This window comes from Bradyrhizobium sp. Pa8 (assembly GCF_052588265.1).
Genome location: NZ_CP176767.1, coordinates 9,090,643 through 9,115,970 on the forward strand (window position 1 = coordinate 9,090,643; position 25,328 = coordinate 9,115,970).

At 65.3% G+C, this 25,328-nt stretch carries 21 protein-coding genes; 9 read left to right on the top strand and 12 right to left on the bottom strand.

Going from position 1 to position 25,328, the window contains the following annotated elements; genetic code table 11:
- Positions 1-28: 28 nt before the first annotated feature.
- Complete coding sequence (locus ACKWRH_RS43205; RefSeq protein ID WP_445218511.1) at positions 29-1,690, bottom strand: tannase/feruloyl esterase family alpha/beta hydrolase; 1,662 nt, start codon at positions 1,688-1,690, stop codon at positions 29-31.
- Between the two features lie 298 nt (positions 1,691-1,988).
- On the opposite strand from ACKWRH_RS43205, the gene ACKWRH_RS43210 reads away from it, so the two are divergent.
- The 4 genes from ACKWRH_RS43210 to ACKWRH_RS43225 all read left to right on the top strand — a co-directional run bounded on the left by ACKWRH_RS43210 (position 1,989) and on the right by ACKWRH_RS43225 (position 6,468).
- Positions 1,989-3,047, top strand: coding sequence for a toxic anion resistance protein (locus tag ACKWRH_RS43210; RefSeq protein ID WP_445218512.1), 1,059 nt, complete (start codon positions 1,989-1,991; stop codon positions 3,045-3,047).
- Positions 3,048-3,112: 65 nt separating this feature from the next.
- On the top strand, positions 3,113-4,702 hold the full coding sequence (locus ACKWRH_RS43215) for a substrate-binding domain-containing protein (protein ID WP_445218513.1): 1,590 nt from the start codon (positions 3,113-3,115) through the stop codon (positions 4,700-4,702).
- A complete protein-coding gene (locus ACKWRH_RS43220) occupies positions 4,703-5,359 on the top strand; it encodes a 5-bromo-4-chloroindolyl phosphate hydrolysis family protein (RefSeq protein ID WP_445218514.1) in 657 nt (218 codons plus the stop codon).
- On the top strand, positions 5,359-6,468 hold the full coding sequence (locus tag ACKWRH_RS43225) for a hypothetical protein (RefSeq protein ID WP_445218515.1): 1,110 nt from the start codon (positions 5,359-5,361) through the stop codon (positions 6,466-6,468). Before ACKWRH_RS43220 ends, ACKWRH_RS43225 begins: the two co-directional genes overlap by 1 nt.
- 25 nt (positions 6,469-6,493) lie before the next feature.
- Here the strand turns inward: ACKWRH_RS43225 and ACKWRH_RS43230 are convergent, their stop codons facing one another.
- The 8 genes from ACKWRH_RS43230 to ACKWRH_RS43265 all read right to left on the bottom strand — a co-directional run bounded on the left by ACKWRH_RS43230 (position 6,494) and on the right by ACKWRH_RS43265 (position 17,376).
- Complete coding sequence (locus ACKWRH_RS43230; protein ID WP_445218516.1) at positions 6,494-7,948, bottom strand: GntP family permease; 1,455 nt, start codon at positions 7,946-7,948, stop codon at positions 6,494-6,496.
- Between the two features lie 3 nt (positions 7,949-7,951).
- Positions 7,952-8,971, bottom strand: a complete 1,020-nt coding sequence (locus tag ACKWRH_RS43235) for a patatin-like phospholipase family protein (protein WP_445218517.1) — start codon at positions 8,969-8,971, stop codon at positions 7,952-7,954.
- Positions 8,972-9,079: 108 nt separating this feature from the next.
- Positions 9,080-10,324 carry a phosphoglycerate dehydrogenase gene (serA, locus tag ACKWRH_RS43240; RefSeq protein ID WP_445218518.1) on the bottom strand — a complete coding sequence of 415 codons (1,245 nt, stop codon included), beginning with the start codon at positions 10,322-10,324 and terminating at the stop codon, positions 9,080-9,082.
- Between the two features lie 120 nt (positions 10,325-10,444).
- The gene (locus ACKWRH_RS43245) at positions 10,445-11,677 is read right to left on the bottom strand and encodes a rhodanese-like domain-containing protein (protein WP_445218519.1); all 1,233 of its coding nucleotides are present in this window, start codon (positions 11,675-11,677) and stop codon (positions 10,445-10,447) included.
- A gap of 73 nt (positions 11,678-11,750) precedes the next feature.
- The gene (locus tag ACKWRH_RS43250; RefSeq protein WP_445218520.1) at positions 11,751-12,932 is read right to left on the bottom strand and encodes a PepSY-associated TM helix domain-containing protein; all 1,182 of its coding nucleotides are present in this window, start codon (positions 12,930-12,932) and stop codon (positions 11,751-11,753) included.
- Positions 12,925-13,953, bottom strand: a complete 1,029-nt coding sequence (locus ACKWRH_RS43255) for an extracellular solute-binding protein (RefSeq protein WP_445218521.1) — start codon at positions 13,951-13,953, stop codon at positions 12,925-12,927. The genes ACKWRH_RS43250 and ACKWRH_RS43255 overlap by 8 nt, the downstream gene beginning before the upstream one ends.
- Before the next feature lie 2 nt (positions 13,954-13,955).
- The gene (locus ACKWRH_RS43260; RefSeq protein WP_445218522.1) at positions 13,956-16,289 is read right to left on the bottom strand and encodes a TonB-dependent siderophore receptor; all 2,334 of its coding nucleotides are present in this window, start codon (positions 16,287-16,289) and stop codon (positions 13,956-13,958) included.
- Between the two features lie 202 nt (positions 16,290-16,491).
- Positions 16,492-17,376: a dihydrodipicolinate synthase family protein gene (locus tag ACKWRH_RS43265; RefSeq protein ID WP_445218523.1), complete on the bottom strand. Its 885-nt coding sequence runs from the start codon at positions 17,374-17,376 to the stop codon at positions 16,492-16,494.
- Between the two features lie 178 nt (positions 17,377-17,554).
- Here ACKWRH_RS43265 and ACKWRH_RS43270 point away from each other — a divergent pair, with 178 nt between their 5' ends.
- Positions 17,555-18,967, top strand: a complete 1,413-nt coding sequence (locus ACKWRH_RS43270; protein ID WP_445218524.1) for an FAD-binding oxidoreductase — start codon at positions 17,555-17,557, stop codon at positions 18,965-18,967.
- Positions 18,968-18,975: 8 nt separating this feature from the next.
- On the top strand, positions 18,976-19,671 hold the full coding sequence (locus tag ACKWRH_RS43275) for a GntR family transcriptional regulator (protein ID WP_445218525.1): 696 nt from the start codon (positions 18,976-18,978) through the stop codon (positions 19,669-19,671).
- Between the two features lie 6 nt (positions 19,672-19,677).
- On the opposite strand, the gene ACKWRH_RS43280 is transcribed toward ACKWRH_RS43275, so the two are convergent.
- Both ACKWRH_RS43280 and ACKWRH_RS43285 read right to left on the bottom strand, forming a co-directional pair.
- A complete protein-coding gene (locus ACKWRH_RS43280) occupies positions 19,678-19,818 on the bottom strand; it encodes a hypothetical protein (protein ID WP_445218526.1) in 141 nt (46 codons plus the stop codon).
- Positions 19,819-20,007: 189 nt separating this feature from the next.
- On the bottom strand, positions 20,008-20,946 hold the full coding sequence (locus tag ACKWRH_RS43285; protein WP_445218527.1) for a DMT family transporter: 939 nt from the start codon (positions 20,944-20,946) through the stop codon (positions 20,008-20,010).
- 327 nt (positions 20,947-21,273) lie between these two features.
- Here ACKWRH_RS43285 and ACKWRH_RS43290 point away from each other — a divergent pair, with 327 nt between their 5' ends.
- From ACKWRH_RS43290 to ACKWRH_RS43300, 3 genes are all read left to right on the top strand, one after another.
- A complete protein-coding gene (locus tag ACKWRH_RS43290) occupies positions 21,274-23,295 on the top strand; it encodes a YgiQ family radical SAM protein (protein ID WP_445218528.1) in 2,022 nt (673 codons plus the stop codon).
- Positions 23,296-23,664: 369 nt separating this feature from the next.
- On the top strand, positions 23,665-24,123 hold the full coding sequence (locus ACKWRH_RS43295; RefSeq protein WP_445218529.1) for an Rrf2 family transcriptional regulator: 459 nt from the start codon (positions 23,665-23,667) through the stop codon (positions 24,121-24,123).
- Complete coding sequence (locus ACKWRH_RS43300) at positions 24,120-24,833, top strand: class I SAM-dependent methyltransferase (protein ID WP_445218530.1); 714 nt, start codon at positions 24,120-24,122, stop codon at positions 24,831-24,833. The genes ACKWRH_RS43295 and ACKWRH_RS43300 overlap by 4 nt, the downstream gene beginning before the upstream one ends.
- A 52-nt stretch (positions 24,834-24,885) precedes the next feature.
- Here ACKWRH_RS43300 and ACKWRH_RS43305 read toward each other — a convergent pair whose 3' ends face one another.
- Positions 24,886-25,224: a hypothetical protein gene (locus tag ACKWRH_RS43305; protein WP_445218531.1), complete on the bottom strand. Its 339-nt coding sequence runs from the start codon at positions 25,222-25,224 to the stop codon at positions 24,886-24,888.
- Between the last annotated feature and the right edge of the window lie 104 nt (positions 25,225-25,328).

Sequence of the window (25,328 nt, forward strand, 5' to 3'; positions counted from 1 at the left end):
TGCCCTTCGTCAGGCGACGTTGGCCGCCTCACGGCGCGCAAGTAAAACTCGCCGCCTCCGTCACCGGGCCGCTCTTGTAGTGCGGCCAGGACGGCCAACGGCACAGCGGCATCGCGCGCGTCACCGCAAACGACGGCGCCTCGACCTTCTGCTCGGCGACTTCGAGATCGCCCGGCGCCTTGCCCTTCTCGACCCAATCGACCAGCGCGCTGAGCATGTCGACATTGGCCGGCGCGCCGGAGCCGACATGGTCGACGCCGGGCGCGGTGTAGAGCCGCGCGAATTCCGCCGTCTCGGCCTTGCCGAGCTTGCGCTCGACGCTCTCGAAATAGCGGATGCCGGCATAGGGGCTCTGCGCATAATCCGCCATGTGCTCGAGCATGATCAGCCGGCCGCCGCGTCCGCGAAAACGGCTGAGATCCGGATCGGTCGAATCCATCAGGCTCGAGACCTCGATCAGCCGGGCCTTGTGGTCCTCCACATTGTAGGTGGTGACGTCGAGCTTGGGGTCACGGGCGAACACATATTGAATGCCGCCGGCGCCGTAGATCCAGGCGATGCCGTTGTTGGGCGCGGGCGGCTGCGCCGGTGGCGCGCTGCCGAGCCACCACGCGGACCAGCCGCCGGTCGGACCGATCGCCGGCGTGTCCTCGCCCGAGACGCCCCAGCCCGGATAGTCATCGAGGTCATTGGCGAGCACGAACGGGAATTTGTAGGTCCCATGCAGCGTGCTGACTGCCTTGATCTGCGCCTCGGTCAGGCACTGATCGCCGGTCTTGCCGGCCTCGCACCGCAGCGTCTCGACCTTGAACACGGCCTTGCAGGCCACGGGATCGTGCACCAGCGTCTTATCGGAGCCGTCGGCCTTGTCGCAGGCAGTGCGCACCGCATCGGCAAAGAGCTTGACCTGCGTCGGATTGATCCAGCCCTCGCCCATGGTCACAAGGCCCGAACGCGTACCGGCATGCTGCAGGCCAACCCAGTTGATCACGGGCACGCGCGCGAAGATGCCGTCGAAATCGTCGGGGTAGCGCTGGGCCATGGTGAGGCCTTCGCGGCCGCCCTCGGAGGAGCCCATGAAGTACATTTTTTCCGGCTTCTTGCCGTAGGCGCGCTCCATCAGCGCAACCGCAGCGTCGCGCACCTTCTTGTAGGCGCGGTGAGCGAAATTCTCGAAGGCTTCGTCGTTGAGTGCAAATACCTGCGGCGGCTCGCCCGGCTTGGACTCATGGCCGGAGTCCGTGCCGTAGGTGACAAAACCGCGCGCCAGCGGCGACGGCTTGTCGAAGGGATAGGCCGGCGGCAGCCCAAGGCCGGTGATCAGCACGCCGTTAAAACCACCGCCGCCATATTGCACGGAGCGCCCGTTCCATTCGATCGGCAGGTTGACCTGAAACTTGATCGGCGGCGCCTTGGGATCAATGGGGTCGATATGGCCAAGCACCTTGCAGAAGGCGGGATTGGCCGGCGTGACGCGCCCCGACGGGGTCGGCCCGCGTTCGGCGACGGCCAGTTGTGACGGCGCCAGCAATGTCGCGGAATCGATCTTCACGGCATCGGCGCCGCCGATGAGCCCTTTGCAGACCGTGTCGGCATTCTCCGCCAGCGTCGCGGCAAACGCGCTGCTCGCGCTCAACGCGGCCGCGGCACCCGCAAGCCACACACTCAGCTTCGCAATCCTGCGCGCCATCGTTTCCATCCCTGCTGCCTTGTTATCGTTCAGGCGGTCGATTCAATGCATCGGATTGCCGGTCGTCAATCGCCGCGACGCGCGCCGCGATCGCCATCAACGGAAACATCGCCCTGCCCGGTCGCCCCACGCACCCATAGAGATCTGACTTTTATGGGAAATCCTGCCCCTGCCCCGAATTCGGAAAGCCTCGCGACCGACCAAATCCACAGGCTGTCATCAATCTGTCATACGACCTGGAGTTACCTGCCTGTCTCGTCGGCATGCTATCATGACCGTGCAGAACAAGGAGCAAGTGGTGAGCGAAACGATCAATGTCCCGGCGTTACCGACGGATGCCTCTGTGGTCGCACGCATCAAGTCCGAGATCGACATTTCGGACCGGTCGCGCCTCGTGACATTCGGCGAGCGCGCGCAGCGCTCCGTGGTCGAATTCGCCGACCGCATTCTCGCCCAGACCCAGAACCGTGAGCTCGGCGCCACCGGCAAGCTCCTGACCGACATCCTCGGCAAGGCACGCGGGCTCGATCCGGCCGATCTCAAGGACAAGGGCTTTCTCGCGCGCCTGTTCTCGTCGGCCGAGGCACGGCTGCGCCGCTTCACCGAACAGTTCAACGACGTCGCCTCGCAGATCGACCGGGTCTGCGTCGAGCTCGACCGCAACAAGGAAGTCCTGCGCCGGGACATCGCGCTGCTCGACGACCTCTACGAACAGACAAGGGGCGCGCTCGGCCAGCTCGATGCACATATCGCCGCCGGCAAGGCCTTCACCGAGGAGTTCCGCGGCGGCAAGCTCATCGAGATGGAGCGGAGCGCGAAGGCGCAAGCTGCCGGCAGCGACGCCATGCTCGCCGCGCAGACCTATCAGGACGCGGTCCAGGCGCTCGACCGGCTCGAGAAGCGCGTCTTCTATCTCCAGCAGGCGCGCCAGATCGGCATCCAGCAACTGCCGCAGATCCGCATCGTCCAGTCCGGCGACGAGACGCTGATCGAGAATTTGCAGGCCACGACCGAGCTGACGATCCCGGTGTGGAAGCAGAAAATGATCCTGCTGCTCGGCCTGAACCGGCAGAAATCGGCGCTGGAGCTGCAAAAGACCATCACGGACGCGACCAACGAGATGATGCGCCAGGCGTCCGAGATGATGAAGACCCAGGCGATCGAGATCGAGAAGCAGTCGCAGCGCGGCATCGTCGACATCCAGACCCTGGAGAAGACCAACCGGGATTTGATCGACACCATTGCGGGCGTGCTCTCGGTACAGCAAGAGGGCCGCGACAAGCGCGCCGAGATCGAGCATCGGATGGCGCAGCTGACGGACGAATTGAAGTCCGCGATCTCCAAGGCCACGCCTTGATGCGCCTCACGCAACGGTTTCTCGATGAAGCGTCTGCATAAGAACTGCGGCATGAAGGCTCGCGCATGAGAACTTTCCGTTTCCTGCGGCGCCCGCTGGTGCTGCTTGCGGCCGTGCCGCTGATGGCCGCGCTGCTGTCGGGCTGCGGCGCCCCGGGGCCGCAATTCACCATTCTCTCGGGTTCGGAGAACGACATTCTCGAGCCGCTGGTGCAGGAGTTCTGCAAGTCGCGTAACGCGACGTGCACCATGCGCTATCAGGGCTCGCTCGACATCGCGCTCGCGCTGAAGGCCGGCGATCCCGGCGCCGACGCCGTCTGGCCGGCCGCCTCGATCTGGATCGATATGTTCGACACGACGCGGCGCGTGAAGATGGTCAAGTCGATCGTGCAGATGCCGGTCATTCTCGGCGTGCGCCGCTCCAAGGCGCAGGCACTGGGCTGGATCGGCGCCAAGGTGACGGCGAAGGACATCCTCGCCGCCGTCGAAGGCGGCAAGCTGAAATTCCTGATGACGTCGGCGACGCAGTCGAATTCGGGCGCCGCCGCCTATCTTGCAATGCTGGCGGCCGGCATCGGCAAGCCCGACCTGATCGAGGCCGGCGATCTCGACAAGCCCGAGGTGCTGGCGACGGCGCGCGGATTGCTGAAAGGCGTCGAGCGCAGCGCGGGCTCGAGCGGCTGGCTCGCCGACCTCTATCGCGACGGCGAGCGCAGCGGCGCGCATTACCAGGCGATCTGGAACTACGAAGCCGTCATCAAGGAAACCAATGACAAGCTGATCGCCGACAACCACGAGCCACTCTACGCGATCTATCCGGCTGACGGCGTGGCGATCGCGGATTCCCCGCTCGGCTTCGTCGACCGCGGCCGCGGCAAGGTCGTCGAAGGCTTCTTCACCGATCTGCAGACCTTCCTGCTCAACGGCGACGCGCAAGGCAAGATCGCCAAGACCGGCCGGCGGGTCGAGATCGGCCGCGCCACGCCGCTTGCGGCCGACCCGAAGACGAATCTCGACCCATCGCGGCCGGTAACCGTGATCCGCCCCCCCGAGCCGGCGGTGATCCAGAAGGCGCTGCTGATCTATCAGGAGGCGTTGCGGCGGCCGTCGCTGACCGCGCTCTGCCTCGACGTCTCCGGCAGCATGCAGGGCCCGGGCGAGACTCAGTTGCTCGACGCCATGCGCTTCCTGCTCACGCCGGCGCGGACGCGCGAGATGCTGGTGCAATGGACCAAGTCGGATCAGATCCTGATCATGCCGTTCAGCGATCACGTCTTGTGGACGGCGCGCGCCAGCGGTGAAGACAACGAGCAGGCCGGCCTGCTCGCGCGTGCGCTCGAATTGCGCGCCAACGGTGGCACCGACTTCTACACTTGCGGCGCGCAGGCGCTCGCCTTGATGAAGCCGCTGCTCCAGGACGGCCAGCATCTCCCGGCCATCGTCATCATGACGGACGGCAAGAGCCAGGGGGCGATGTCGACATTCGAGAGCGCATGGCGCGCCGATGGTCATCGTGTGCCGGTGTTCGGCGTGACATTCGGCTCCGAGGTCGACCGGGCCCAGCTCGACAATCTGGCAAAGCTGACCGGAGGCCGCGTGTTCGACGGCAGCAAGAGCCTCACCGACGCGTTCCGCGCCGTACGGGGATACAACTGAATGGCCGCAATGCCGTCCGGGCTTGGCTGGATCGCCGGGGGAGTGGCAGCCGCAGCACTGCTGCCGTCGCTCGCGATCGGGCTCGCCATGCCGTTCTGGATCGCGCTCGCGATCAGCGCGGCCGCCGGGGGCGGTATCGTCGTGGCGCTTGCGCCGCGAAACCGGTTTGCCGCACTGGAGGCCCGCGGCGTCGCGCGCGGCAAGATCGAGTTCGCAAACGAGCTGCTGGCCGAAGCAGAGCCGCTGGCCGAGCGGATGGAATATACGGCATCGGCGATCCGCACCCGCGCGGTGGCAGATCGCATCCGCCACCTGGTGCAAATTGCACGCGACATCTTCGCGGCCATCGAGCGTGATCCGCTGCGGCTCGACCGGGTGCGCCGGTTCCTGACCTACTATCTGCCCCGCGCGGCCGAGATCGCCGAAGCATACCGCGCGCTCGAGAAGAGCGCCGTGCCCGACACCGCGCGCCTTGCGGCCACGGGCGACATGATCGACCGGCTCGACGGCGCCTTCACGCGCTACGCCGCCAATCTCCAGGATGCCGACCTCGACAAGCTTGATATCGAGCTGAAGCTGTTGAAAGGCTCGCTCGACGAGGACATCGGCCCGACGCCGCCGGCAGCCCCGGTCAAGACCAAGAGAGGAATGTCCTGATGGCCATCTCGCGCCGCGCCTTCGGCATCGGCCTCGTCGCTGCGAGCGCGGCGGCGACCGGCGGCTATGTTTATCTGCGCGAGCATCCTGAAATCGCCGGCCGCTTCGGCGAAGCCAAGCGGCTGTTCGGCTTTGCCGGCGGCGAGAAGGAGGGATTTCTCGCCAACGCCCGCGTGAAGAACGTGCTGGAGCGCCGCTTCGGGCTGATCCTCGACGGACGCCGGGCCGGCTCGGTCGAAATGGTCCGCGAGCGCGCGCTGCTCGACCAGAAGCCGCAGTTCCTCTGGCCGTCGTCGTCCGTGCTGGTCGAAGTGGCGCGGTCCTCGGGCGTCAAGATCTCGCGCGACCAGGTGATCTTCAACTCGCCGATCGTGCTCTATTCCTGGGATCGCATCGCGGACGGTCTGGTGAAGGGCGGCATCGCCCAATCGGCCGGCGGGCCGCGCTACACGGTGGATCTGTCAAAGCTGCTCAAGGCCATCATCGCGGGGGAGAACTGGTCCGCGATCGGCGTCGCCGACCTGTTCGGCCGCGCCCGCGTGGTCTCGACCGATCCCAACAAATCCAATTCGGGATTCATGTTCGCCGGCCTTGCGGCGAGCCTGTTGTCGGGCGACGTGGTGATGCCGGAGACGCTGAGCAAGATCGACGGCTATGTCGCCACCGTCTTCCGACGCATGGGTTTCAAGCCGCCGTCCTCGGGTAAGCTGTTCGACGACTATGTCGCCGGCGGCGCCGGCGCGCAGCCGCTGATCGTCGGCTACGAGAATCAGCTGGTCGAATGGGTGCTGCAGGACGCTGAGCGCTGGAAGCGGCTCGAGGCCAATGCGCCCGCAAAGCCCGTCATCCTCTATCCGCAGCCCACGGTGTTCTCGGCCCATCCGATGATCAGCGTCGAGCGCCAGGCAGACGACCTCATCGAGGCCCTGATGAGCGAGAGCCTGCTCGAAATGGCCTGGGAGGATCACGGTTTTCGCGGGCCGCTCGGCACCATCGGCAAGGCGCGCAACGCGTTGCTGCAATCCCGCCTGCTGGAGCGGATCGACGCGGTGCTGCCGATGCCCGACGCGCCGGTCATGCTGGCCCTGCTCGACCGGCTGGCGGCTTAGGCAGCCGCCCGCGGTTGCGCGTTGGTCAGAACGATCCGAGGGCACTACCCAATGCGATTACGGCGACCAGCGCCAGCAGCGACGTCACGATCCCGACCATCACGATGTCGAAATAGCTGTCGCGGTGCGTCAGGCCGCAGATCGCGAGCAGGCTGACCACCGCACCATTGTGCGGCAGGATGTCGAGCGTCCCCGAGCCGATCACCGCGACGCGATGCATCAGCGCGGGGGCGATGCCCGTCCGCGCGGCGAGCTCGACATAGGTCTGGCCGAGAGCGTCCAGCGCAATGGTCAGGCCGCCTGACGCCGAGCCGGTCAGCGCGGCCAGGATGTTGGTCGCGACCGCAAGCGAGACCAGCGGTCCGCCTTCGATCGCCAGCACCCAGTCGCGCACGATCGTGAACGCCGGCAGCGAGGCGACGACCGCACCGAACCCGACGAGGCTCGCGACGCTGAACGCGGGCAGGACGGATGCATTGGCCCCGGCGTCCATGGTGCGGCGAAGCGCCGGCAGGCGGGCCCGGTTCAGCGCGATGGTCGTGACGATGGCCGCAGTCAGCGCGACCGCGACCGACCACACGCCCGCGACGGCCGCGAGCGTCGTTTCACCAAAACGCTGCTCGGCGAGATAGCTGACATCGAGTCGCGGCAGCACCACGAGCGACATCACCAAATTCACGGTGACGACGACGATCAGCGGCGCGATCGCACTCCACACGGGCGAAGGCCGCTCGCTGCGCTGACCGTGCTGGAGTTCCGCCGGATCGAACTCGCGCGCGGTCGTGGCGCGCTCGCGCACGAGCTCGTCAGCGGCGGCGCGCTCGGTCGCACCCTCGATATCGTCGCCATAACCTTCTCCGGCACGGCGCGCCGCAGCTTCGGCGCGGCGGAGCCACCACAACCCTGTCCCGAGCATGATGAGAGAACCGATGATGCCGAGGCCCGGCGCGGCAAAGGGCGTCGTGCCGAAGAACGGCATTGGTATCGCATTCTGGATCGACGGCGTGCCCGGCAAGGCCGACATGGTGAAGGTCGACGTCCCCAGCACGATCGCAGCCGGGATCAGGCGACGCGGGATCGAAGCTGCGCGAAACAGCGAGCGGGCCATGGGAACGATGACGAAAAACGCAACGAACAGGCTGACGCCGCCATAGGTCACCGCGGCACCGGCGAGCACCACCGCCAGGATCACGCGACGCTCGCCGAGGCGCTCCGCCATGAAGGCGGCGACCGACGTGACCGCACCGCTATCGTCCATCAGCTTGCCGAAGACCGCGCCAAGCAGGAAGATCGGGAAGAACTGCGCCAGAAATCCGGCCGCATGCACCATGAACACCTGGGTCAGGTTCGCAAGCAGCGGCTCGCCGCCGAACGACGCGGCAACGAGCGCTGCGAACGGTGCCAGCAGAAGCACGCTCCAGCCGCGAAAGGCGAACAGGACAAGCAGGGCGAGCCCGACGAGGAGGCCGAGAAGACCCATGTCTCAGCACTCCGACAGGAGGACGTCGAGATCGGCGGTCGATTGCCGGCCGATGTCGGCACCGTGCGCGGCGAGAAACGTGTCCGCGGCTAGGCGCCCCTCGGCGCGCAGCATCGAGACGAACTCCCATTCGGCGTTGAGCTTGGATGACGCGCCGAACTTCGCCAGCATGTCGCTCTTGATGCGGTGGGTCCGCATCTTTGCCCAGCGCGCGCCCTCGCCGCTGCCGGGGTCGGCCGCCTGGCGCAGCAGCGCGATCATGCGCAATTCCTTCATCAGGGGCGAATTGAACGAAATCTCGTTCAATCGATTGAGAATCTCCGCAGCCGTCCGCGGCTCTTCGAGCGTTTCGGTCGGATTGATCTGCACCAGGATGGTGTCGTGCGCATCGCTCTCGCGGACCAGCGGCGTGATCGTCGGGTTGCCGGCGAAGCCGCCGTCCCAATAGGGCTCGCCGTCGATCTCGATCGCACGGAACATGGTCGGCAGGCAGGCCGATGCCAGCAGCACATCCGCCGTGATCTCCGCGTTGCGGAAGATGCGGCCGCGCCCGGTGCGCACCCGCGTTGCGGTGATGAACAGCTGGATCGGCGAGCGCACGAGGCGTTCGAAATCGATGCTCTCGGTCAGCACCGCGCGCAGCGGATTGTAACCGGTCGGATTAAGATCATAGGGCGAGAGCACCCGCGACATCAAATCGGTAAGGATGTAGGCCGGCGACGTATCGAGCGTCCAGCGCCCCATCAATCGATCGAGCGGCGAGCGCTGCAGCGGACTGAAGGCCGCAGCCTTCGAGACGCGGCGCCAGTATTTTTCGAGCGCGTCGCGCGCGCCCTCCGCGCCACCCGCGATCCACCCGTCTGCGAGCACGGCCGCATTCATCGCGCCCGCGGAGGTGCCGGAGATCGCGGCGATGGTGAGCCACTTCTCTTCCAGAAGACGGTCGAGCACGCCCCAGGTGAAGGCGCCGTGAGAACCGCCACCTTGAAGCGCGAGATCGATCAGTACGGCGTCCCGTTCCATGGCGGCACCCACGCAACTGAAGCTCAAATTCGACGTGCTTTTTAGTACCCGAAGATGACAGCAGTGTAGAGAGCCCTGGCTACAGATTGCAACCGGAACGTGGGCGTTCTAGTGCTCGAATACCAGCCGTGCGCCAACCGTGCCCTCGAGCGCCCGGATCTGCGCAAGCAGCGCGGCCGAATCCTCGCCCCCGAGATCGGCGTCGAGCACGACGTAACCGAGGTCGCCGGCGGTCTCCAGATATTGCGCGACGATGTTGATGTCGCGCTGGAGGAAAACCTCGTTCAGCCGCCGCAGCATGCCCGGCACGTTGCGGTGGACATGGCTGAAGCGCGCACCCGCGGGACGTAAGTGCAGTTGCACCTCCGGGAAATTCACCGCGCCCATGGTCGATCCCGTGATGAAGTAGTCGACCAGCTTGCGCGCGACTTCCCCACCGATGCGCTCTTGCGCCTCCTCGGTCGAGCCGCCGACATGCGGGGTGAGGATCACGTTGTTGAGGCCCTGCACCGGGCTCTTGAATCGTTCCGCGTTCGAGGACGGCTCAACCGGGAACACGTCGATCGCAGCGCCCGCGATGTGACCGTCGCGCAAGGCGCCTGCGAGCGCATCGAGATCGACCACGGTACCACGGCTGTTGTTGATGAAGAATGAGCCCGGCTTCATCGCCCGCAGTTCCTTCTCGCCGATCATGCCGGCGGTCTGCGGCGTCTCCGGCACGTGCAGGCTGACGACGTCGCTCTGCGCCAGCAGCTCTTCGAGCTTCTCGACCGGCTCGGTATTGCCGTGGCGGAGCTTGTCGGTGCGATCGTAATAGATCACGCGCATGCCCATGGCTTCAGCAAGGGTCGAAAGCTGCGAGCCGATATTGCCATAGCCGACGATGCCGAGGGTGCGGCCACGCACCTCGCGGCTGCCGGCAGCGGACTTGTCCCAGCCGCCTTCATGGGCGGACACCGAGCGCGGAAAGATCTGACGCAGCAGCATCACGATCTCGCCGATCACGAGCTCGGCGACGCTGCGGGTGTTGGAAAAGGGCGCGTTGAACACGGGAATGCCGCGCTTGCGGGCCGCCAGGAGATCGACCTGGTTGGTGCCGACGCTGAAGCAGCCGACCGCGAGAAGCCCGTCCGCGGCCGCGAGCACCTCATCGGTGATCTGGGTGCGCGAACGGATGCCGAGCAGCGACACGCCCTTCAGCGCGCGCCGCAGGTCTTCGCCGTCCAGCGCCTTGGTCAACCGCTCGACATTGGTGAAGCCCGCACTCCGGAACAGGTCGACAGCGCTGTCATTGACGCCTTCGAGCAGCAGCGCCTTCGCGTTCCGCTCGGGGCTTTGGCCTGGGGCTGGCATGGAATCTCCGTAGGTCACAGCTTTGCCGCAGCTCATAGACCGCGGGGGAGATGCAGCACAATAGGGTTTGGATATGGGGAGAAGATGGCGAGGCGGTAAGTGTTTACGGTGGCCGCCCGGTCAGATCACATAAAACCCATGCGTGCCGTCGAGCCGGAGTTGCTCGACGAGACCGTATTCCCAGTCGAGATAGGCCTGCATCGCGCGCTCTGCGACGTCAGTGCCCTCGTAGGGCCGGCGGTAACGATGTGCCGGGTCGGGCTTGGGCAGCACGCGCGGCGGGCCGACCTCGAGCCCCCCATCGTAACCGCCTTCGAGGACGTAGACCTCCCAGCCCATCTGCGCGAGCCAGGATGCCGTCATGTCGGCACGCACGCCCTGGTCGTCGGTCAGGAGGATGCGCGCGCCGCGCACGGGCGCGGCCATGTCGGTTTCCTGGACGAGCTGGCCGCCGGGATAATGCCGGAAGCCCGGAAGATGACCGGCCGCAAACTCCTCGGCGTCGCGTACGTCGAAACGATAGAGCGTGCGATCGGTCTGCGCTGCAAGCGCCTTCGCCCCGTTCGCGCCGATATGGCGAACAGCGGCGCGATAGGCGACGTCGCGGGCATTGGCCGGGCCACCCTCGAACGGTCCGATCGCACCGCGCCGTTCAGCGCCATGATCGAGCGTGTGCCGCGCCAGCGTCCAGCCGATCGTGCCGTTGCGCAGCGCGCGCACCTTGTTGGGCACGCCGGCATTGATCAGCGACTGGGTGCCGATGATCGAGCGGGTGCGGCCGGCGCAATTGACGATGATGGTGGTGTCGGGATCGGGCGCGGCCTGCCCTGCCCGCAGCACCAGCTCAGCGCCGGGCACGCTGACCGAGCCCGGAATGTTCATGGTCGCATATTCGTCGAAGCGGCGGACGTCGAGGATCGCGATGTTGGCCTTGTCCGCAATCAGCTTTGCCACTTCGTCGGCGCTGAACGACGGCGTGTGCCGCCGCGCCTCGACCAGCTCGCCGAAGGCCTTGGAATAGGAATTGACGTCCTCGAACACCTGATAGCCCGCATCGCGCCAGGCCTTCAGCCCGCCTTCGAGCGCACGGACGTTGCTATAACCGAGCGCGGCAAGCCGTTCGGCGCCGGTCGCAACAAGCCCCTCACCATCATCATAGAGCACGATCGCGACGTCCTTGCGCGGCAACCGCAGCTCGGCCTCGATCGCGATCCGGTCCGCGGCCATGTTGGCGGCAAACAGCGGATGCCCGGTGGCGAAGCCGGCCTCGTATCTGAGATCGAGCAGCGCGATCTCCTCGCGCAGCAGCAGCGCGCGCCGGATATCGGCGGGAGTGACGGTCGGAAGCTTCATGGCGTGAACCCTGGCAAGTACGGCCAAGGGCTTTTGAACGATTGTCGCGCGCTTGGCTAGTCTTCGCGGCCGTTCACTCGCCCGGAACCAGCCGCCCGAGCGGCGGCTGCGCGGGACGCCGCAGCCGGCGGCGCGACAGATAAAGCAAAATGCCGGTGACCGAGAACAGCGGCATCAACGCTGCTGCAATCATGAAGGCGAGCTTGCCGGGCCAACCCAGGAACGCGCCGCGATGGATGTCGAGCACATTCGCGATGATCTTCTCGCCGAGCGTCTTGTCGGCGTAGCGCTCCGCCGAGACGATCTGACCGGTGACGGCATCGACACGGAATTCGTCACGTGTGGTATCGAGCGTCGAGTCCTTCGGCCACGACCGGATCCGGATCACCGTGCCCGGACCAGTTGGCAGCGTCAGCAGCGCTTTGGAGAAACGATCGCCCTCCTCGCGCTGGAGCGTCGACCACGCAAGATCAAATCCCACCGGCTGAACCGGCTCGGAACGCCCTGCGGCGCGCGGCTGCTTCGGCTGCATCTTCGCGGCGACGACATGCGGACGCGCCAGCAGCCAGACGACGCCATCCTTGTACCAGTCGAACGAGTACCAGAGCCCGGTCAGCGTCATCACCAGATAGATCGGCAGCACCCAGGTGCCGATCACCGCGTGCAGCGAACGGTGCAGGCCGCGGCCGCTGAGACCGAGATTTGGCTTCAGCCACATCTTCACGCTGCCGGCGCGGCGCGGCCAGCGCAGCACGAGGCCCGAGATGAGCATGACGATCAGGCCGAGTGCGGCGATGCCGGTGATCTGGCGTCCCCACCCCTTGGCATCGCCGGGGATCAACAGCCAGCGATGCAGCCTGCGGACGGTCGCGAAGAACTCCTCGCCACGCGGCGCACCCAGCACGTGTGCGTCGTAGGGATCGACATAGAGCGATGTCGGCCGCGCGCCCTGCTCGTCGCGCGCGAAGCGAACACGCACCGCCGCGGCCGGATCGCTCGACAGCGTGACGGCCGAGACCTTGCCGAGATCCTGCCCCGCCTTCAGCCGGGCCACCAGTTCATCCGGCATCAACGCCGGCGCCTGGCGCGGCGCGACCTGCATGAGGCCGGCGTTGAGATGATCGCCGATCTCGTCCTCAAAGCTCATGATCGCGCCGGTCAGCGCGATCAGGGCCAGCAGCAGCGCGAGCACGAGGCCCGCGATCGAGTGAATCTGGTGCAGAGCAGCCTTGATGTGATGCCCCACCTTACTCATCGAAGCCAACCTTCTTGATAAGCGAGATCGCGGCCTGCTGATGTGCGGCGATCCGGTCGATCGAAATTGCATCGGCGATGAACGTGCCCATTTCGGCAACGATGGGGGCACGCTCCGCTGCTGCAAGCACGGGGTATTCCAACTCGGCAGCGGCAAAGATCCGTTGCGCTGCCGGCGTGACAAGGAATTCGAGGAACTGTCGCGCCAACGCCGGATGTGGCGCCTGTTTCGCGATGGCCGCGCCGGTGAGGTTCACATGCGTGCCGCCTCCCTTGAATGTCGATGGCACCGCCTTGACCTCGATCGCCCAGGCACGCCAGTCGGCCCCTTCGCGTCCGTCGCGCAATTGCGCCAATGCCACGGTGTTGCCGATGCCGATCTTGCACGTGCCTTGCGCGACCTCGCGGATCACGTCGTTGTCCTTGCCATCAGGTTTGTGCGCGAGATTGGCCTTCAGGCCGGCGAGCCAGGCCTCCGTCGCGGCCTCGCCGTGATGCGCGAAATAGGCCGCAACCAGCGCGACATTGTTCTGATGCAGCGGCGAGCGCATGCAGAGCTTGCCGCGCCAATTGGGAGCGGCGAGATCTTCATAGTCGATCGAAGCAAGCGTGCTGTCCCTGCGCACAAATGCAACACGCGGTCGGACGGAAAGCGCAAGCCATTGTGCGCCGTTACCGCGGAGATTTGGAGGGACGACCTGGTCGAGACGCGACGACGTGAAGGCTTGCGTCAGACCGCGGGTGGAGAGCTGGGTCGTCTTGTCCAGCCCGATCGTCATCAATACATCGGCGGGCGATGCGACGCCTTCCGACGCAAGTCGCTTGACGAGGCTATCCTCGACGAAGACGATTTTCACCTTGACGCTGCTGGTTTCCGTGAAGGCCGCAACGACAGGCTCGACCAGGGCAGCCTCCCTGGTCGAATAGATCGTGATCTCCTCGGCGCGGCTCGCACCCGTGGCGGCAAGGCAGGCGGACGCCGCCGCGATCAGGACCGCGATGGCTTTGTGCCGCACCGCCATCCCTAGAACTTCACCGTTGCCGACAGCGACACGCGGCGCGCATCGCCGATCGCGACGTTCAGATTGTTGACGGCGGAGGGGTAATAGACGGTGTCGAACAGATTCTTGACGTTCAGCTGATAGATCACCGGCGTGTTCTGGTATTTCGTCTCATAGGTCGCGAAAATATCGGCGACCACATAGGACGGCAAGAAGAAGCTGTTGATCGCATCGCCGGGACGATCGCCGACATAGCGCGCGCCGCCGCCGAGGCGGAGCTGGCCCGGCAAAGCTGTACCGAAATCATAGACCAGATAGAGCGAGGCCGTGTTCAGTGCGACGTTCTGCAGCTTCCTGCCGAGCAGCGTCACATCCTCGGACGCCGTCACGCGGGCGTCGGTGTAGCCGTAGCTGCCGATCAAGGCCCAGCTGTCGGTGAGCCTGCCGGTGACATCCAGCTCGACGCCCCGCGAGCGGGCGCGACCGACGGTGTGGAGCTCGACCACGCCCGCGCTGTTCGTCTTCGTCGTCTGCACGTTCTTCTTGTCGAGATCGTAGAGCGCCAGCGTACCTGAGATACGCTTATTCAGATCGAACTTCACGCCGGTCTCGTATGACACGCCTTCTTCCGGCGCGACACTGGAATCGATCACGATGCCGATCGGCGCAATGGTCGAGTTCGGCTTCAGCGACTGGGTGTAGCTCGCATAGAGCGAGACCTCCTCGGTCAGCTTGAGAATAGCGCCGCCGAGGGGAAGCACCTTGTCTTGCGACACGTTGGTGTTGGTGACGAATGGCTTTCCGCGCCCGGCGATCTGGTCGTAGTCCATGTAACGGACGCCGCCAACCAGGGCGAACCGTTCGGTGAGATGCAGGGTGTCCTGGAGGAACAGCGACCATTGGCCGAGCTTGTCGGTCTGTGCGCTATCGCTGTTCGATACCGTCGTGCCCGGTCCGACCAGCCCGTAGACGGGATTGTAGACGTTGATGGCGGGAGTCGCCTGCCGGATCAGATTGTCGCGATAGATGGTGCGATACTGGCCGTCGCCGCCGAATACCATCTCGTTGCGCATATTGCCGAGCCAGAAGCCGCCGGAAATGTAAGACGTTCCATAGCTGGCATTGCTGAGCGAGCCCTGCGTGCCGTCGTTGCTGCGCGTCTCGACGCCCGTCGTGAAGTTGAGGGTGGAGATGCGGAGCTGGTTGGCGCTGAACGTTTCGGTGTTGTAGCTGTAGCCGGCGTAGAGCTTCCAATCCCGGTTGAAGCGATGCTCGATCGAGGCTTGCATCAAGTCCGAGGTGCCCCAGGTGTTGTTGAAGGGCTCATCGAGCCGGCGCGTGGATGGCACCGCGAGCGGTGCCTTGGTCACCGGATTGAACGCCGTGCCGCGATCGAACGGATAGATGAACTCGCGGTGCTCGTAGTTGAGCTGCACCGTGGTGTCCTGGCCGTGCCAGGCCAGCGACGGTGCGACCAGCATCTCGCGGTGACGGCCGAAATTGCGCCAGTAATCCTCGCTGACGCCGTAGCCGATGAAGCGATAGGCAAGGCCCTGATCGCCGATCGGACCGGTAACGTCGAGCAGGCCGTCGGCACCGGTCTTCGAGGCACTGAATGCCGAGCCGAGCAACGTGACCGAACCGTGCTGATAGAGCTCCGGTCGCTTGCTGATGGTGTTGACGATGCCGCCGGGATCCATGATGCCGTAGAGCAGTGAGGCCGGCCCCTTCAGCACCTCGACGCTTTCGACCGCGGGGTTGAAGCTGCGGCCCTGCACCAGCGGCATCCCGTTGCGCATGATCGAACCGTCACGATTATCGCCGAAGCCGCGGCGGATCACCGCGTCCTGGCTGCCGGCGAGCGTGTTGGTCTGTGTGATGCCGGAGACATTGATGAGCGCATCGTCGATGTTCCGCGGGAGCTGATCTTTCAACACCTGTTCAGGCACGATGTTGACCGCCTGCGAGGTATCGAGGGGCGAGGCGCCGCTGCGCAGTGTGGTCGAACTCGGCATCGCGCGGTAACCGAGCTTGGCAGCCTGCTGCGCGGCGGCCGCGGCGGCTGCACGTTCCGATATTGTCGGTGCTGCTGGTGTGGCGGCATTCCGGCTGCGCTGGCGCGCGGCGGCTTGCGTCCGGCGCTGGGGCGATTCAGATGCGCGCGCCGGTTTCGGTCGCTGCACCGGCGCTTCCACTGTCACCGGCGGCAGCGCCGATTGCGCCTGCGCGGTCGTCGTGTTCGAGGGGGATTCGATGAGCAGCACCGCTGCGCCGATGAGAAGACCTGCACGGCTCTTGCCGGCACGATGACGATGGCCGCTGACGCGCTGGCCATCCACGGGGGCACGCACTTTCATTCCACTTCAAGTCAAGAACATTGAAGTGTGCGCCTGTAACAGTCGGCGGGATCGAAGAGAACCGTAGGCGAGCTTGAATCGCTCTAGTGTTGAATCGTTCTAAGCGCATCGGCGCACCAAACGGCAATCACCGATTGATGTCGCTGTGATCGCGACACGCTGCGCGCGAATTTGCGGCAACGTGTCACGAAGGTTTTACATTTCACGCGATGGCAGGAGCAATCAGCTCGTCAATCTTTCGCTTGAGCGCCGCACCATCGGACGAGGCACGGAACGGCGGGCGCACGCGCAGCCAGCCCGCGTCGCCCGTCTGTGCGGCGAGGATCGCCTTCAGCGTCGCGAGGAACGACGGCGTGTTCAGCACGACGTCGGTCGCGGCTTGCATGCGCGCCTCGACGTCCTTGCCGTCAACCATGCCCTTGACCAGCTCGGGCACGACGTTGGCCATGCCGCAGATGGTGCCGGCGCCGCCAATTGCGATCGCGCGGGTGATGTCGGCTTCGTTGCCGACGGTGATGGCGAGCTCCGGCGCGGCAGCACGGAATGCCTTGAACTGCTTGAAGTCGCCGCTGGAGTCCTTCAGGCCCGCAACCACCTTGCCGTAACGCTTGCGCAAGTTTGCCGCGACACTGGTCGGGATCGCGACACCCGAGACCTGCGGGATGTGATAGAGCGAGGCGCGCAGGCGATGATCAGCGACGCCGTCGATGATCGCGGCAAACGCGTCCTCGATCCCCTCGGGCGAGACGCCACGATCGAAATAAGGCGGCAGATACAGCACGTGGCGCAGGCCGAGGCCGAGCACGGCGCGCGTCAGCGCGATGCTGTCGGTGATGGCGGGAAAGCCGCCGCCGATGCCGATACGCTCGGGCGCGACGCCGGCCTTGAGCACGGCCTCGATGGTCGCGACACGCTCAGCGACATTGAAGGAGGTGCCCTCGCCGGTGGTGCCGAACAGCACGATGCCGTCGACGCCCTTGCCGAACAGCTGCCTGGCGTGAGCGACGAGCTTGGCGGCGTCCACGCTGCCATCAATCGCCAGCGGCGTCGCCGACGCCACCCAGAACCCGCGAATTGCCTCCGTCATCTCACCACCCATTGCTGCGGTCCCGGACTAAGCCCCTGATCTCGAACGATCTTGGGAGGCCTTCCGAGCCTTGTTTTTGCTTTACTTTTTATGTTGTACCTTACATACAAGACGAACGCAAATCCTTTCCACCCTCACGGCGCGCATGAGACGCAGCCAGATTCCGAGGAGGTCTCGCATGAACATGGTGAGCCCCATTGAGCGGCCCGATCAGTTGCTTGGCGCATTGCGCGACAAGCTCGGCGCGGCCGCCGTGCTTGTTGGCACCGAGGTGCCCGCGCGCAATTGCAACGACTGGAGCGCGAGCCTGCCGCAAACGCCGCTTGCGGTGATCCGACCGGTCGATGCGCAAGGCGTTGCCGATGCGATTGCGACCTGCCGGCAGGCGCGGCTGCCCTTCGTGCCGCAGGGCGGATTGACCGGGCTGTGCCGCGGCGCATCGCCCGAAGCGGGCTGGGTCGCGATCTCGCTCGAGCGCATGACCGGCATCGAGGAGATCGATCGAGCGTCAATGACGATGACGGTGAAATCCGGCACGCCGCTGGAGACGATCCAGAAGGCCGCGGACGAAGCCGGCTTCTTCTTTCCGCTCGATCTCGGCTCGCGCGGCTCCTGCGCGATCGGCGGCAATCTCTCCACCAATGCCGGCGGCAACCGTGTGATCCGCTACGGCATGACGCGCGAACTGGTGCTCGGCCTGGAGGTGGTGCTGCCCGACGGCACCATCATCACCAGCCTCAACAAGCTGATGAAGAACAACGCGGGCTATGACCTCAAGCATCTCTTCATCGGCTCCGAAGGCACGCTCGGCATCATCACCCGCGTGGTGTTGCGGCTGTTCCCGAAACCGCGCTCGACCATGGCGGCGCTGTGCGCGCTGGAGGACTATGCCGCGGTGATCGCGCTGCTCGATGCCGCGCGAAGCGGGCTCGGGCCGCTGCTGTCGGCATTCGAGGTGATGTGGCCGGACTATTGGGACGTGATCACGACGCGCGCCGGGGTCAAGCCGCCGGTCGCCGCAGGCCACGGTCTCTACGTGCTCGTCGAGGCCCAAGGCACCGACGAGAGCCTGGATGCACCGCGTTTCCAGAACTGGCTCGAAGAGCTGATGGAGCGCGGGCTGCTCGCAGATGCCGCCGTGGCGCAATCGCTGGCGCAGACGCAGGCGTTCTGGCGCGTGCGCGACATCTGCGCCGAGTTCGGCCAGGTGCTGGGCCCGCACATCTCCTACGACATCGGGCTTGCGGTGGCGCGGATGGACAAGTTCGTCACGCGCTGCAAGGCCGCGTTGGCCTCCGGCATCAAGGGGTGCGAGAGCGTCTATTACGGCCATATCGGCGACGGCAATCTGCATCTCGTGTCCTGGGTCACCGGTCTTTCCGTCGAGCAGCAGCCGAAGGAAGAGATGGACGCGATCATCTACGGCCTGGTGCGTGAACTCGGCGGCAGCGTCTCCGCCGAGCACGGCATCGGCACGCTGAAGAAGAAGTGGCTGGGCCATGCCAGGAGCGAAGCCGAGATCGCGTTGATGCGGACGTTGAAGGCCGCGCTCGATCCCGATCACCTGCTCAATCCCGGCAAGGTGATCTGAGACAGCAGATGCGATCGCTCAAGCTCGATACGCCGAAATCGCTGTCGCAGCGGGTGGTGCTGCGGCTGCGCCAGGCCATCATCGACGGCGAGTTCGCACTCGGCGCCGCCATCTCCGAGGAGATGGTGGCGAACTCCTTCGGCGTCAGCCGCACGCCGGTGCGCGAGGCGATGGGCCAGTTGCAGGCGCAGGGCCTGGTCGTGATCCGGCCGCAGGTCGGCAGCTTCGTGTTCACGCCGAGCGCGGAGGACATCACTGCGCTCTGCACCTTCCGGATCGCGCTCGAGCCCAAGGCTGCCGAGCTCGCGTTTCGTCACGATCGCGACGGCGCAATTGCGACGATGAGCAAAGCAATCGCGGCGATGGAGCCGGCGATCGCGGCGAAGGACAACATCGCCTATGGCCGCGCCGATGCGAGCTTTCACGAAGGGTTGTTCGCGCATTGCGGCAACCGCTATCTCATCGAATCCTACCAGCTCGTCTCGGGCCGCGTCGCCGCGCTCCGCACCAATCTGACGTCGCCGATCGACGTGCGCACCCGCTCGTCCTTCGACGAGCATCGCAAGCTGCTCGATTTGTTCGCGCGCGGCGAGTTCGCGGCGTTCGAAGCGCTGATGACGACGCACATCACCAATTCCGGCCTGGTCTACGCCAAGGCCTTGAAAGTCGAGGCCTTGAAAGTCGAGGCGCTGAAGGTGGACTGAGCGCTCCTACCGCGCGTCTCTCGATCCCGGCCTGTCCAGAAAATCCAGCGCGGTGTTGATCTGTTCGAGCTGGTGCTCGATCTTGTCGCGATCGTCGACCGACTGCGCCTTCTCGAGCTGTTCCACAAGCTTCTGCTTCCGCAACAACAAGTTCTCTATGACCGTACTCACAAGTCCCCCATCGCCCCGAAACGAAGCGTCGAGGCAAAATCCGGTTACGGCACTGGCGCCGGGATGGTCGGGCGCGCGCGAGCATGGCTCGCACCGGTCCCTTGATCAGAATGTTCGCGGAGGCGGTTGGTTCCTGCGAATGAACCACAACTCCGATCGATGGAACTATTTGCGCAGGCTCGCCCAGACCCCGCCGAGGATCAGCCCACCGCCGAACAGATGGATCAGTTTTGGCGGCTCACCGAGAATTGCGAACGACAGCAGGGCGCTCGCGATCGGTCCGAGATAAAGCACGAGCGAGGTTCGGACCGAACCGAATTTGCCGCCGAGCCAGGCAAAGCCGGCATAGGCGAGCAGCCCGGGAACGATCCCGGCAAAGACGTAAGCCGACGCCGCTTTCGTGCTGAAGACCTGCGCCGGCGTGGTCCACATCTCGATCAGCGCCTGCGGCAGCGAGAACAGCGCGCCGGCGCCTGCGAACAGGCTCATGCGCGCCAGCAGCGACGCCTTGGGCGCCGCGCGCGATTGCAGCAGCGTGTAGCCGGACCAGCCGAGCATCGCGATCACGACCAGGCCGTCGCCCGCTGCCGTCTCCAGTGCGAACAAGGTCTCCGGATGGCCGCCGGAGATGATGAGCAAGGCGCCGGCGAGCGCAAGCGCTGTGCCGAGCCATTGCAACGGGCCAACCTGCTCGATGCCGAGCACCGCAGAAATCATCAGCACAGTGACCGGCGACAGCGCCATGATCAACGCGATGTGGATCGCCGTCGTCGAGATGCCCGCGGCATAGACCGGGCCGCCGCAGAGAAACATGCCCATGAAGCCGGCGGCGAGGATCGGCCAGATGTTCTTGCCAAGTGGCACGCGGCCGGCGCGGATTTCGGCGAATGCGATCGGCGCGAGCCCGATGGCAACGATGCTCCAGCGGAAGAAGGCGAGCGCGAAGGGCGGGACCGAGCCCGCAAGCCCGCGCGCCAGAATCTGATTTGAGGCCTGCGCGGTCGCCACCAGGATGAAGCCGATCAGCGCAACCGCACCGAGCCAGGCCTCGGTGGACGGCGCCGCGCCGGCGTCATCACCGCCGTCAGAAATTTCCTTGCCCATGGCGCAATCGGATATCCGATGTCGGCCGCGGTGAGAACCCGGAAGAGGGATCGCTCATATGCATATGCGGCACGCGCACCGTTCGGGGCGGCGAGGCGATGCTCGCCATGCGCAAGGCCTGGATCGAGGCGGCCCTGCCGGGCTCGACGGTGACCAATCTCCGCCTCGTCGAGAACGCCGCGCGGATGATCCGCCAGCATGGTGGCGAGCCGGCGGGGGTTCGCGAACGGTTAACGCGCTCCCGCAAGCCGGTTGCCTGGCGGAACCGCAAATCTTCACGCGTCCGTCGGTTGTATTCGTACGCCCGGAGTCCTATGCGTAGGCGCCATGGACACCCAGATCATCACCGCCGAAAAGCCCCTGATGGCGCAGGCGCGCCCGCGCAAGCCGGCGCCGTTCCTCCCGATGAGCCGCGCCGAGATGGATGCGCTCGGCTGGGACGCCTGTGACATCGTGCTGGTGACGGGCGATGCCTATGTCGACCATCCGAGCTTTGGCATGGCCATCATCGGCCGGCTGCTCGAGGCACAGGGCTTTCGGGTCGGTATCATCTCGCAGCCCGACTGGCATTCGGCCGAACCGTTCAAGGCGCTGGGCAAGCCAAAGGTGTTCTTTGGCGTCACCGGCGGCAACATGGATTCGATGGTGAACCGCTACACCGCGGACCGCCGCCTGCGCCATGACGACGCCTATACGGCGGGCGGCGAAGGCGGCAGGCGGCCGGACCGCTGCACCGTCGTCTACGCGCAGCGCTGCCGCGAGGCATTCAAGGACGTACCGATCGTGCTCGGCGGCATCGAGGCGTCGCTGCGCCGGATCGCGCATTACGACTACTGGTCCGACAAGGTACGCCGCTCGGTGCTGGCCGACGCCAAGGCCGACCTGCTGCTCTATGGCAATGCCGAGCGCGCGGTCGTCGAGGTGGCCAACCGTCTTGCCGCCGGCGAAGCGCCGCGCGAGCTCAGCGACATCAGGGGCGTCGCGCTGTTCCGCCGCGTGCCCGAAGGCTATTCCGAGTTGCACGCCGACGATCTCGACTCCGCGGATGAGGGCGCATCGCGGACGAAAGGCGCCACCGTGATCCGGCTGCCGGCGCTGGAGCAGGTCGAGCAGGACAAGGACGCCTATGCCCGCGCGTCACGTGTGCTGCATCGGGAGAGCAATCCCGGCAATGCACGGCCGCTGGTGCAGCGCCACGGCGATCGCGATCTCTGGCTCAACCCGCCGCCGATCCCGCTGACCAGCGACGAGATGGACGCGGTCTACGACCTGCCCTACGCGCGCGCGCCGCATCCGTCCTACGGCGAAGCAAAAATCCCCGCCTGGGACATGATCAAGTTCTCGGTGACGATCATGCGCGGCTGCTTTGGCGGCTGCACCTTCTGCTCGATCACCGAGCACGAAGGCCGCATCATCCAGAACCGCTCCGAAGGCTCGATCCTGCGCGAGATCGAGAAGATCCGCGACAAGACGCCGGGCTTCACCGGCGTGATCTCCGACATCGGCGGCCCCACCGCCAACATGTACCGGATGGCGTGCAAGGATCCGAAGGTCGAGGCGGCGTGCCGGCGGCCGTCCTGCGTCTTCCCGGAGATCTGCCCGAACCTCAACACCTCGCATGACGATCTGATCCGGCTCTACCGCAAGGTGCGCGAGACCAAGGGCATCAAGAAGGTGATGGTCGCCTCCGGCGTGCGCTACGATCTCGCGGTCGAGAGCCCTGAATACATCAAGGAGCTCGTCACCCATCACGTCGGCGGCTATCTGAAGATCGCGCCCGAACATACCGAGCGCGGGCCGCTCGACAAGATGATGAAGCCGGGCATCGGCGCCTACAACCAGTTCAAACGGATGTTCGATGCCGCGGCCGAGCAGGCCGGCAAGAAATACTACCTGATCCCCTATTTCATCGCGGCGCATCCGGGCACGACCGACGAGGACATGATGAACCTCGCGCTCTGGCTCAAGAAGAACCGCTATCGCGCCGACCAAGTGCAGACCTTCCTGCCCTCGCCGATGGCGACTGCGACCGCGATGTACCACACCGGCGTCAATCCGCTGCGCGGCGTGCGCCGCGGCGGCAGCGACAAGGTCGAGACGATCAAGGGCCTGCGTCAACGAAGGCTGCACAAGGCGTTCCTGCGCTACCACGACCCCGACAATTGGCCGGTGCTGCGCGAGGCCTTGATCAAGATGGGCCGCCGTGACCTGATCGGCTCCCGCCCCGACCAGCTCGTCCCCGCACACCAGCCGCCCGGCACCGGCAAGGCCGCGGGCACGAAGCGACCCTTACGCCCCGGCGGCAAGACGCAGAAGTTCACGACCAAGGGTCTGCGGGTGATGAAGTAGCGGCGCGAGCCGGACGCTTTCGGCCCTCCAAAACAAAAGAGTCGAAAACAACCCCATGCACAGTAGACGGCATGAGCGGGATCAATGGCTTAGGCGTTTTGCGAAGACGTTGACCCGTCGGGCAAGAAGCCGTTGCACCGTCGGGCAACACAGGCGCATGATGACATCATCGGACACACATGGCGAAGACGAGCCGCAGTGACAGCGCGCGATTATGGAACGTGCGGTTTTGTGTCTCCTTCAGCTTTTCGACGCGATTTCGCACAGGCACCCCGGCAAGGTCCTTCGCTGAACCTCGAAGCGTGAGATCAAAAAGGCACGCACCGAAACCGGTTGACCTTTGCGCCATCATGTAACATACAAAGTTACATGAAGCGAGACAGTCGATTATCAGGGGTTCTCCACGTCCTGCTGCACATGGCGCAGCAGCCTGGCCCGTTCACGTCCGAAACGCTGGCGAAGGCCATGGACACCAACCCGGTGGTGATCCGCCGCATCATGGCCGGCCTGCGCGACCTCAATTATGTCCGCTCCGAGAAGGGGCACGGCGGCGGCTGGACGCTGGCTTGCGATCTTTCGAAGGTGACGCTGCGCGATGTCTACACCGCGCTCGGCAGCCCCTCGATTCTGGCCATGGGCAACCGGACCGAGGCGCCTGGCTGCCTGGTCGAGCAGGCCGTCAATGCCGCGCTCGATCAGGCGTTTGACGATGCAGAGGCGTTGCTGCTGTCGCGCTTTGGCGAAGTGACGCTGGCGATGCTGAGCGACGATCTGCGCAAGCGCCTGGGTGCGCGAAAGCTTCACGGCATGAGCGCGCATCACGCGTGACCGACTCCCCTCAGCAGGACAACATCGTGACCGACATTCAAAACGCGTTCTCCGATCCGCAGATGGTGGCGAAATACACCGAAGGGCCGCCACGGTTCGTTCCCGGCTACAATTCGATGCTGTCCATGGCGGCGATCCTTTTGGGCGAGCGTGCGCGTGAAGATGCTCGAATACTCGTTCTCGGCGCCGGCGGCGGCCTGGAGCTGAATGCCTTTGCGCAAGCGCAGCCGCGCTGGACCTTCGATGGCGTGGACCCGTCGGCCGCGATGCTGAATCTCGCGAAGCAGACGCTGGGTCCGTTCGCCTCGCGCGCGCATCTGCATCAAGGCTATATCGACGACGCACCGGCGGGACCGTTCGACGGCGCGACATGCCTGCTGACTTTGCACTTCGTCGATATCGAGGAACGGCGTCGCATCGCCTCGGAAATCCACCGCCGCCTCAAGCCTGGTGCGGCATTCGTGGCAGCTCATTTCAGCATTCCTGACGGCGATGATGAGCGGCCGCGCTGGCTCTCGCGCTATTCCGCGTTCCTGGCTGCATCCGGAGTCGGCCCCGACAAGGCGGCGGCCGCACGTCAAGCGGTCGACGGGCAATTGAGCATTCTGTCGCCCGCACGAGATGAAGCGATTTTGCGCGACGCCGGTTTTACCGACCCAACCCTATTCTACGCCGGCTTTACGTTCCGCGGTTGGGTGGCGTACGCCTGAGGCAAATCAGCTGCACCGCTTTGCCGGGAGCTGGCGGTCCGCGCGGCGATTGTCAGCCTGCCGTTTCGCTCTCTGCACAAAGCGGCGCCTCGGCCAAACGGCTCGCTTGCGAAGCAAAGTCCTCGAACGCTGCGACTGCATCACGCATGTTGTGGCAGCCGCAACTGTCGAGCGACGAATGAACGCTGAGGTCGAACAGTTCCATCCAGAAGAGCGGGCTCTCGGGCAAGCCGGCCCCAAGCACTTCGAACATGCTGATCTCGCAATCCCCGACCCGCTCGAGCGCAACCGTCCGGGAGCCATGGGCGATATGAGGAATTCCGAGCAACGTTCCGTAACCTCGTAAAATCTTCACGTTTATGGGCGGCGCGACGCCGTCACTGCTGGACATCAAGGCCATCGCAGCTTTCGGGGAAAGGGGCTGCCCCGACAACGCAAGACCAGTCTGAGGGCAGACAAGCGATTTAAGTCACAAGACCCCCGGTTTCTTGTTAT